This is a genomic window from Polaromonas sp. P3_B1, assembly GCF_056402935.1.
Genome location: NZ_JBFUGK010000026.1, coordinates 64429 through 74025, shown reverse-complemented (window position 1 = coordinate 74025; position 9597 = coordinate 64429). Strand labels below are relative to the sequence as shown.

Sequence of the window (9597 nt, the reverse complement as noted above, 5' to 3'; positions counted from 1 at the left end):
GCACGGCAGCATCACGCTGGAAAACCGCGTCGTGCACGGCCAGGTGACCGGGCTGGACGCGGTGGTCCGACTGCCCATTGCTTGAACCACCCACGCAAGCGGCTAGGGCCTGTTAACACTATGTTTGCAAGATGCGTTGCGAGTCAAAAAGGCCTTGAGCAAGGCGCAAAACGCAGGCGGGGTGACCCCCGCCGAGGCTTTGCAACGCCGCGCAAGGCCTTTTTGATCGCAACCCGGAGGGAATGGGGTGAAAACGGCGCCACTCCGCGTTGCGCTTCTAGCCCAGACGCCCGGTCTGGGCRTCGTCGCGCGCCTTGATTGGCGCCGTTTTYACCCCATTCGCATTTGCAAACATAGTGTTAACAGGCCCTAGGGCATTCCGCCTTGGTCCAAAATAGCGGCCAATGGATAAATTGCGTATCGACAAATGGCTGTGGGCGGCCCGCTTTTACAAAACCCGCGCGCTCGCCGTCGAGGAGATCGACAAGGGACGGGTCAAGGTCAACGGCATCGAAGCCAAGCCCGCGCGCGAAGTCAAAACCGGCGACACCATCACCCTGCGGCAAGGCCCGGTGACGCGCACACTGCTGGTACGCGGCATCAGCAAACAACGCGGTGCGGCGCCGGTGGCGCAACAGCTCTATGAAGAAACCGAGGAAAGCCTGCGCCTGAAGGCCGAGGCGACCGAACAGCGCCGCCTGGCGAGCGACCCGGCCGGCGCGCAGGAGCACGGCAGGCCGACCAAACGCGACCGCCGCACGCTGGACAAGGCCTGGAACGATCGCTGGAGCGCGTCGGCCGACTAAGAGCCGCTCAAGCCGCGTAGGCCCGCTGCGCCAAAGCCTGCGCCAGCAATGCGGCCGGGTCCACCAGGTCCAGCGACTCCATGCCGGGCACCGCGCTGAGCGCCAGCGGTATCTCGGTGCAGCCCAGGATCAGCGTCGAAAGCCCATGCCGCGCGGCCAGCGCTTCKGCCACGCCCGTGAAGCATTCACGCGCCAGGGCCATGTTTCCCATCTTCACACCCTCGTAAATGCCATGCATCAGGCGTTCACGTTCGCCGTCCCCAGGCGTGTGGCATTGCAGGCCGGCCTGGCGCAGCGCCTGGTCGTAAAGGCCGGCGCGGTAAGTCCCTTCGGTCGCCAGCAGCCCTACTTCGCGCACGCCGCGCGCGGCCAGCGTCTGCGCCACCTCTCGCGCCACGTGCAGCACTTCAAGCTGCGGAAATCGCTCCTGCAGCTGGCCGTGCCAGGCATGGGCCGTGTTGCAGGCCACCGCGACCGTGGTGGCGCCCAGCGCCGCCAGCTTGCCCATGGCCTGCAGCATGGGGTCCAGCGGCTGGTGGCCGCCAGGCCCGGGCAGCTCCAGCGCCGCGCTGCGGTCGGGAACCGGCACCTGGGCCAGCCAGTGCTCGGGAAATCCCTGGTCCGTCACCGGAATATTCAAGCTGCGCATGTGATCGGCGCAGGCCTGGACAAACAGGCGCGCGAAATCCGCGCCTGCGGCAGGGCCCATGCCGCCCAGGATGCCGACCACGCGAGTTCTGCTCATGTCACGTCTTTCTGTGTGTGCGGGCCCGGAAAGCAAAATCCAGGCGAACGCCAGCCGCCTGTGCTCAGGGCATCGGCCGTACCGTGTTGTTGGGGGGAAGAACCGCCGTCCTCCATGAGGCTGGCGGCAGGACGGCTTGAAGCCGTCAACGGGGAGCGGCGCGCGGCGCTCCCCGTGTGGCTTACAGCGCCGGCTTGTCGCTCAGCGCCTTCAGGTTGGCCTTGAGCTCTTCGCTCATGGGCAGGTTCAGGTTCACGCCCTTGGGAGGGATCGGCGAAGTGAACCACTTGGCGTACATCTTGGTGAACTCGCCGGACTTGATCAGGCGGGTGATGGTGCCGTCGACCAGCTTCTTGAACTCCGGGTCGTCCTTGCGCAGCATGCAGGCATAGGGCTCGACCTGCAGGGAGTCGCCGACGACTTCCAGCGACGCAGGGTTCTTGGAGTTGGCCATCAGGCCGAACAGCAGGATGTCGTCCATGGCAAAAGCCAGCGCGCGGTCGCTCTCGACGAGCAGCAGCGAATCGTCATGGTCCTTGCCCAGGATCAACTGCATGTCCAGCTTCTTGTCGGCGCTGTACTTGCGGATCACCTGCGCATTGGTGGTACCGGTGGTGCTGGCCACCGTCTTTTTGGCCAGGTCGGCGTAGTTCTTGATGCCGGACGATTTTTTCACCAGCAGGCGCGTGCCGGTGTAGAAATGGTTGATGGCAAACGCCACGTCCTTGCCGCGCGCGGAGTTGTTGGTGGTCGAGCCGCACTCGAGGTCATACGTGCCGTTGACCAGCAGCGGGATGCGGTTCTGCGAAGTCACGGGCATGTAGGCGACTTCCAGGTTGGGCTTCTTGAGCTTCTTGCGGACGTCGTCAACGATGGCTTCGGTCAGTTCCGCCGAAAAACCCACCGAGGTCTTGGAGCCGATCAGGTAGCTGAAAGGCACCGATGCCTCGCGATAAGACACCGTGATCTTGTTGCTGTCGGCGACCTTTTTCAGCGTCGGCACGGTCTGCGCACCTGCGGTGGCGGCCAGGCCGGCTGTCAGCAGCGCGGCGCTCATGAGTGTCGAGAATTTCATGCGTGTCCTTTCGGGGGCGGTGGGTTGGTCGTTTCGGGAAGCCGGGGTAAGCAGGCACCGCTAGTGTAGGAACTGCAGCGCCCGGCGTGTCATTCATTTTCGCGTCAAACCCATGACCAAAACTCATGGTTTACCCAAGCGCACCACCATGGCCTCCGAGCGCGCACCAAAGGCATAACCGCAGGTCATGGCCTTTGTGAATTCGGCATTGTTCAAACGCACACGCCTTGCGTAAAGTCGCGCTCATTCGAGAAACAACCAAGGGTTTTTATGCATGTGTGCGTGCTCGGTGCGGGAATCGTGGGCCTCGCCACCGCCTACAGCTTGCGCCGCGCCGGCTACGAGGTCACGGTGGTAGACCGCGCCAGCCCCGGCAGCGGCGCCAGCGGCGGCAACGGCGCCCAACTGAGCTATTCCTACGTCCAGCCGCTGGCCGACCCGGCCATCTGGCGGCAGTTGCCCAAGCTGCTGCTGTCGCCCTCCTCGCCGCTCAAGCTGCGCCCGCGCCTGGACATGCGGCAGTGGCTGTGGGGCCTGCGCTTCCTGGCCGCGTGCAACAGCAAGACCTCGCGCGATACCACGGGCCAGTTGCTGTCGCTGGCGGCGCTGAGCCGCCAGTCCTTCGACGCCATGATGGCCGAGGAAAAACTCGACAACGATTTATCCGCCACCGGCAAGCTGGTGCTCTATTCGGACGAGGCCGCCTTCGCGGCTGCCCAGCGGCAGATGCTGCTGCAGCGCGAACTGGGCAGCAGCCAGGAAGCCGTCAGCGCCGACCGCTGCGTGGAAATCGAGCCCGCGCTCAAGAGCCGGCATGCGCAGATCGCAGGCGCCATCTACACACCGGGCGAATGCGCCGCGGACTGCCAGAAGACCTGCGACGCGCTGCTCGTGGTGCTGCGCCGTATGGGCGTGCGCTTCCTGCTGGGCACGCCCGTGGAGCGGTTGGTGCAACGCGGCAAGTCCATTGCCGCCGTGGCCACGCCGCAAGGGCACGTCGAGGCCGACCGCTTTGTCATGGCGCTGGGAGCGGATTCAGCCCTGATGGCGCAAGGCCTGGACCTGCACCTGCCGGTCTACCCGCTCAAAGGCTACAGCATCACGGTGGACATCGCGCCCGAATCGCGTGCGGCGCCGGCCGTCAGCGTAACCGACAGCGCGCGCAAGGTGGTGTTCGCCCGCATAGGCTCGCGCCTGCGCGTGGCCGGCATGGCCGAACTCTCGGGCTACAACACGGCGATAGACCCGGCGCAGATCGCCTCGCTAAAAGCGTCGACGCAGACCGTCTTTCCAGGCTGCAGCCGCTTTGACGCCCTGAACCCCTGGGCCGGCATGCGCCCGGCCACGCCCACCGGCTTGCCGGTGATAGGCCGGCACGCCAAGGGGCCCGACAACCTGCTGTTCAACACCGGCCACGGCGCGCTGGGCTTTACCTTGGCCTTTGGTTCGGCGCAGCGCATCAGCCGCATGATCGCGAGGTGAGTCACCCCCTTCTCGGCTTACTTCGTGTCGCCGGATCCCCCCGCAGAGGGCAACAGCAGCGGCCCGGCAAAGCCGGTTCCGCGCTGTTTCTTGCGAAGAAACCAGCAAGCCGCACCTGGGAATTTCAGGCGCGCTGCGTCAAAGCCTGCTGGAAGCAGCGCACAAACGCCCTCACCACCACCGAACCGGGCCTGCCGGCCGGCAGCAAGGCCTTGATGGGCACGGGGATCAGCGGCTCCAGTTCCAGCACGTCCACACGCGCCAGGTCGGCCGAGGCTGCGGTGCAGGTGTCGATGACGGCAATGCCGAGCCCATGGTGAGCCAAAGCCAATGCCGAGTGGTAGGTCTGTACGGTGATGGGGAACTGCAGCCCCACGCCGGCTTCGCGGCAGGCCTGGTTGAGGCTGCGGCCCACCGGGTCCAGCGCATCCAGACCGACAACAGGCGACTTGCTCAGGTCGTCCAGCGTGACGCTGCCGCGCTTGACCAGGCGCGAAGCCAGCATGCCCTTGGGCGCCACGCACACCATACGGCCGTCGGCCAGGTGCTCCTGCGCAAGCGCCGAATGCGCGACCGGGCTGAACAGAAAACCGACATCGGCTTCCTGCAAGGCCAGGGCTGAAACGATTTGCGGTGAGTGCAGCGCCTGCAGCGTGATGGCCACGTCGGCATGCTTGACGCGAAACAGCTTGATGGCGCGCGGCAACACCTCATAGCTCAGCGCCAGCACCGTGAGGATGCGCAGCTCCCTGGCGCTGTCGCCGGTCTTGAGGTTGGCGGCCAGGCGCTGCACTTCGTCGAGCTGGGCGAACAGGCGCTCGATGTGCGGGTACAGCGTGAGCGCTTCAGACGTCGGTATCAGCCGGCCCTTGCTGCGCTGGAACAACGCAAAGCCCAGTTGCAGCTCCGCATGCTGCAGGATGCGGCTCACGGCCGGCTGCGTGACGTTGATCAGGCGGGCGGCCCCGCTCACGCTGCCTGTCAACATGACGGCGTTGAAGACTTCGATATGGCGCAGGCGCATGATGGGGTCCGTAGTCTGTTTCGGCGTGGAACACCGCGAATTATGGCGAACCGGTCCAAGGCACGAAGGTCGCGCGGCCCGGGGATTTTTTCACGCTTTGTTTCATAATCGTAAGTCCACGTTTTTCCCGAGTCAGAAATACGCCTTCGCTCAGTAAACTGCGGCATATTCCGCCGGACCCGAATCCCCGTTACCCCAAGCTGCATGCGCCTCAGAATCTACCTGGTTGAAGACAGCCCCGTCATCCGCGACAGTCTCGCGGAATCGCTGGAGGAACTGGCTCGCGCACGCATCGTGGGCTGGGCCAGCAAGGAAAGCGAAGCGGTCCAGTGGCTGAACGAGAACAAGTCCTCCTGGGACCTCGCAATCGTCGACCTGTTCCTGCTCGAAGGCAGCGGCCTGGGCGTGGTGATGAATTGCCGCGAAAGAGACCTGAAGCAAAAGGTCATAGTCCTCACCAACTACGCCACACCCGCCGTGCGCGAACGCTGCCTGGCCATAGGCGCCGACGCGGTGTTCGACAAGTCCAACGAGATTGACGAGTTCACCCGCTATGCGCTCGAGGAAGTCGAGCGGGCCGCAGGCTCCACACAGTGGTAAAGCCACCGCGCCCGTGATCACACGGCCGCCGTCGCGGCCAGCAACCAGTCCCTGAAGATGCGCATACCGGCCGTGGCCCGCCGCGATTTGAGCCGGGTCAGCCAGTACGCTCCGGTCTCTATTTCGACCGCGAAGGGCCGCACCAGGCGACCGCCCTGCAACTCCCGCGCGAACATGTTCACCGGCAGCAGCGCTACGCCGGCTCCCTGCGCGGCCGCCTCGGCCATGGTCAGCGAAGAATCAAACACCACGCCCCTGACCACTGGGCAGGCCACACCTGCCGCGGCAAACCAACGCGCCCATTCATCGGCCCTGTAAGAGCGCAGCAGCAGCTCCCTGGCCAGGTCGGCCGGCTCGCGCAGGCCGCGGGCCACCGCGGGCGCGCACATGGCCGACAACGGCGACACCAGCAAGGGCTCAGCCTCGGTGCCATGCCAGGCGCCGTCGCCAAAGCGGATCGCATAGTCCAGGCCCTCGCCGGCCAGGTCGACGCGGTTGTTGTTCGTGAAGAGGCGGAAGTCGATGAAGGGATGGGCACGCTGGAAATCCCGCAGGCGCGGAATCAGCCAGCCGACGGCGAAGGTGCCGACGGCGCCCACCGTCAGCACTTCGCGGAATTGCCCGTCCTTGAACTRCTCCAGCACCGAGCCCATGCGGCCGAAGGATTCCGCCAGCACCGGCAACAAGGCCAGCCCCTCATCGGTCAAGGCCAGTCCGCGCGGCAAGCGGCAGAACAGCGGCACACCCATGCGCTCCTCCAGGTTCTTCACATGCTGGCTGATGGCGGTTTGCGTCACGTTGAGCTCGTCGGCCGCCCGCGTGAAGCTCAGGTGCCGGGCCGAGACCTCAAAGGCGCGCAGGGCATTGAGAGGAAGGTGCATAGCGGTTAAGCCCCAGATTTACTTATGGATAACCTTGATTATTGCCGTTTGTTGGATCGCCAGGCTCTTGTTATTGTCACGGCCATGTTCAACAACTTCAGAGGAAAACACATGCAGAGACGGCACTTTTCAGGCGCCCTGGGCGGACTGGTGGTCGGGGGCGGACTGCTCAGTTACACCCAGAAATCATTGGGTGCCGGCGATAGACCGGATCCGGCATCCATCACCCAGCGCCTGGCGGCCATAGAGAAAACCAGCGGCGGCCGGCTGGGCGTTTCCATACTCGACACCGGCAGCGGCGCGAAATACGTCTACCGCGCCGGCGAACGCTTTCCGATGTGCAGCACCTTCAAGCTGCTGGCGGCCGCCCTGGTGCTGCATCGCGTCGATACCGGCCAGGAGCAGCTGGACCGAAGAATTCCCATCTCGGCCGGCGACATCCTGCCCCACTCGCCCACCACACAGCAGCACATAGGCCCGCAAGGCCTGCCCATGGCCGCGCTGTGCGAGGCATCCATCATCGTCAGCGATAACGCCGCCGCCAACCTGATGCTGGCCAGCTTCGGCGGCCCGGCCGGGCTCACGGCCTACCTGCGCAGCCTGGGCGACAAGACGACACGGCTGGACCGCACGGAGCCCGAACTCAATGAATCGGCGCCCGGCGACGTTCGCGACACCACGACACCGGACGCCATGCTGGCCACGGTGCACAAACTCACGCTGGGCTCGGCGCTGTCAGACGCATCGCGCGAGTTACTCGTCCAATGGCTGCAAACCAACACCACCGGCGACCGCCGCCTGCGCGCACTGCTGCCGCCAGGCTGGCGTGTCGGCGACAAGACTGGCAGCGGGGCCCACGGCTCGACCAACGACGTGGGCCTGATCTGGCCGCCTGGTGGGCGTGCGCCTTTGCTGGTGGCGGCCTACCTTACCGGCACACAACAGCCGGCGGCGCAGCGCGATGCCGCGCTGGCGCAGGTGGGGCAGCTTGCGGCGGCTTTGTAGCTATTGCACGACGCTTCGGCACTCATATCAGCAGCGTGAAATGGGTTTTACTAGGCCAACGGACAGCGCAAAATCTTTTGATCGCACCCACTTCAACTGCTCTTTTCCAGCTGTAGACGACTCATGGAGCTGGGATTCTGCTCGGAAATTCATAAATGAACTTCAGTAACATTTCAGCAAAAGCAATCAAGTCTTTCGCATCGCTATCGCTCATCAGCACGATCTCATGAGTAGCTTCATTGCCCTTCTTTCGAATATGGTCCACCCAACCCTTGCCATTCGGCGGGACATAGCCATTGGCCGCCAAATACTCAACATAAAAAATAAAAGGTTTACCCGCGTCGGCACCTTGGGCAACCCCAATGTTCATGAGTAACTTTCTAGAGAGCAAAACGCTTGCCGTATACGCAGCAGAGGAAGTGCAAGTTCTAGCCTCCTTGTAAAGTGCCTCGATGGCGGGCGGAAGATGCGCAACATCACTGCCAAATGCGACACCAGGCATAGCAACTTGACTCTCATTGAAGTACACCGGACGGTCACAATGAGGACATACGTATATTTGCTGCCTCCCCGAGGCGTGGTTGAAACCAACCACCGAAGAGATCAAATTACCACAATACCCGCAGACGAACTTTCGTGGATTCAGAGCTGTAGAGTTAACCCAAGACATTCGAATCTCCTCAGATGTCGTTTGAATACATACGCAGAACTAACTGAAATCGTCTTTAGGTGGTGGCCCTCTTACTCTTATTAAGTGTCGAGCGCGACACGCCTTTTTTCGCAAGTGTAGGGGCAAGTTCCCCTATGCAATGCGCCTGGCCACTTCGGTTATCGGTAACCCGGCCTAGCCGCACCCTTTGGTGCCAGTCGCTGCGCTTTGCGTCACGTCGGCTGTGGGCGCCAGGCCTGCGCCGTGAAAAAACGGGCTACCCCGGTAACCGCTGAATCCCCCACAAGACCTCGTCCCAGTGTGAGTGGCAGCGCCACAAACACTTCCCTTTAGGCGTCGTGAAGTGTTAACTGAAGGGCAACCATGGAACGAGCCTTTCGCGGCCCGACCAGTGCTATGGCCCACTCCAACGCAGCGCAACGCCACGCCTTCTCGCCAACGCCTTCCAACACACGCAGAAGCAGTTTGACGTCCTTGCAGTAGATATGCACGAATGCATCAAGTTCTGCCAACGCTCTTCTGCGCGGCAGGTCCTTGCGCCCCAAGCTCTCGTTCAGGCGCTCACTTTTGTACAGCAGATAGTCTTCCGGATGGAGCAAAAATTTCTTGGCGAGTTGATAGTCCCCGGCTTCGATGATGCTCGGAAGCGCCAGGTCCGCGCATTTTTTTGCTTGATCAGGATTCTTCTTCATCAAGGAAAGGAACAGCCTGTAGGTCTCCGGGCTGCGCCCCAATTCGTGGTCGATCGCCACCACATCGTGAAAAAGAGTACGGGTATTGCCACCAGCCTTCAGCAATGCAGCAGCAGTTTCGTCCCTGACCGCCTTCATGGCAGCAGCGGCGGGTGGATAGACGTCTGAGAGCTCTTTCCAATACCCCAGCGCAAAAGAAAGTCTGACGCCGTAGTACGCCCGCTTGTGTTTCAACGCGTTCTTGTGGAACCATAAATAGTCCGCCAGCGCCTGTTCGTGCCGCCCTTCAGATGCGTTCGTACGCCCTCTTTGCAGAATATCCCCTGGGTCCATGTGCAGCCTAATGTTTGTCAGGAGCTGCGACTGGCGGGTACAGCCCGTTGGAAGTCAGCTCGATGGAATGATGAGGCTCCATCATGCCTTGTTCTCGCTGCGCCTATTCTTTACCCACGACTCTATCCACAGTAGAACGGACGGCACGGCCAGACGACACGCACAGAGGTTGCGAGGCCGGGGAAATCAAGGCTGCTGGCGAACTTTGCCCCCAAGCCTTTGCCTGGAGTCAGGCGCGGCGGCTGATGGCGCAGGGCATAAAAAAACCGACTCCTCCTTGCGGA

General features: G+C 62.9%; 10 protein-coding genes. 4 read left to right on the top strand and 6 right to left on the bottom strand.

All coding sequences use genetic code 11. The features are described 5' to 3' along the window. Window positions 1–404 precede the first annotated feature (404 nt). Entirely contained in the window at window positions 405–806 is a 402-nt protein-coding gene (locus AC1DXS_RS15990; protein WP_477738465.1) for an RNA-binding S4 domain-containing protein, read from the top strand. Window positions 807–813: 7 nt separating this feature from the next. Here AC1DXS_RS15990 and AC1DXS_RS15985 read toward each other — a convergent pair whose 3' ends face one another. Then, the gene (locus AC1DXS_RS15985; protein WP_477738464.1) at window positions 814–1551 is read right to left on the bottom strand and encodes an aspartate/glutamate racemase family protein; all 738 of its coding nucleotides are present in this window, start codon (window positions 1549–1551) and stop codon (window positions 814–816) included. 181 nt (window positions 1552–1732) lie between these two features. Further along, window positions 1733–2626, bottom strand: coding sequence for a transporter substrate-binding domain-containing protein (locus AC1DXS_RS15980; RefSeq protein WP_477738463.1), 894 nt, complete (start codon window positions 2624–2626; stop codon window positions 1733–1735). Window positions 2627–2896: 270 nt separating this feature from the next. Here AC1DXS_RS15980 and AC1DXS_RS15975 point away from each other — a divergent pair, with 270 nt between their 5' ends. Next, on the top strand, window positions 2897–4108 hold the full coding sequence (locus tag AC1DXS_RS15975) for a D-amino acid dehydrogenase (protein WP_477738462.1): 1212 nt from the start codon (window positions 2897–2899) through the stop codon (window positions 4106–4108). A gap of 124 nt (window positions 4109–4232) precedes the next feature. Here the strand turns inward: AC1DXS_RS15975 and AC1DXS_RS15970 are convergent, their stop codons facing one another. After that, on the bottom strand, window positions 4233–5132 hold the full coding sequence (locus AC1DXS_RS15970) for a LysR family transcriptional regulator (RefSeq protein ID WP_477738461.1): 900 nt from the start codon (window positions 5130–5132) through the stop codon (window positions 4233–4235). Window positions 5133–5336: 204 nt separating this feature from the next. On the opposite strand from AC1DXS_RS15970, the gene AC1DXS_RS15965 reads away from it, so the two are divergent. Beyond that, entirely contained in the window at window positions 5337–5732 is a 396-nt protein-coding gene (locus AC1DXS_RS15965; RefSeq protein WP_477738460.1) for a response regulator, read from the top strand. A 17-nt stretch (window positions 5733–5749) separates the two neighbouring features. Here AC1DXS_RS15965 and AC1DXS_RS15960 read toward each other — a convergent pair whose 3' ends face one another. After that, window positions 5750–6613 carry a LysR substrate-binding domain-containing protein gene (locus AC1DXS_RS15960; RefSeq protein ID WP_477738459.1) on the bottom strand — a complete coding sequence of 288 codons (864 nt, stop codon included), beginning with the start codon at window positions 6611–6613 and terminating at the stop codon, window positions 5750–5752. 111 nt (window positions 6614–6724) lie between these two features. Between AC1DXS_RS15960 and bla the strand changes: the two genes are divergently transcribed. Continuing rightward, entirely contained in the window at window positions 6725–7618 is an 894-nt protein-coding gene (gene bla / locus AC1DXS_RS15955; protein ID WP_477738458.1) for a class A beta-lactamase, read from the top strand. Between the two features lie 121 nt (window positions 7619–7739). Here bla and AC1DXS_RS15950 read toward each other — a convergent pair whose 3' ends face one another. Both AC1DXS_RS15950 and AC1DXS_RS15945 read right to left on the bottom strand, forming a co-directional pair. Continuing rightward, window positions 7740–8288 carry a DUF4145 domain-containing protein gene (locus AC1DXS_RS15950; protein WP_477738457.1) on the bottom strand — a complete coding sequence of 183 codons (549 nt, stop codon included), beginning with the start codon at window positions 8286–8288 and terminating at the stop codon, window positions 7740–7742. Between the two features lie 329 nt (window positions 8289–8617). After that, window positions 8618–9313, bottom strand: a complete 696-nt coding sequence (locus AC1DXS_RS15945) for a hypothetical protein (protein WP_477738456.1) — start codon at window positions 9311–9313, stop codon at window positions 8618–8620. Window positions 9314–9597 lie beyond the last annotated feature (284 nt).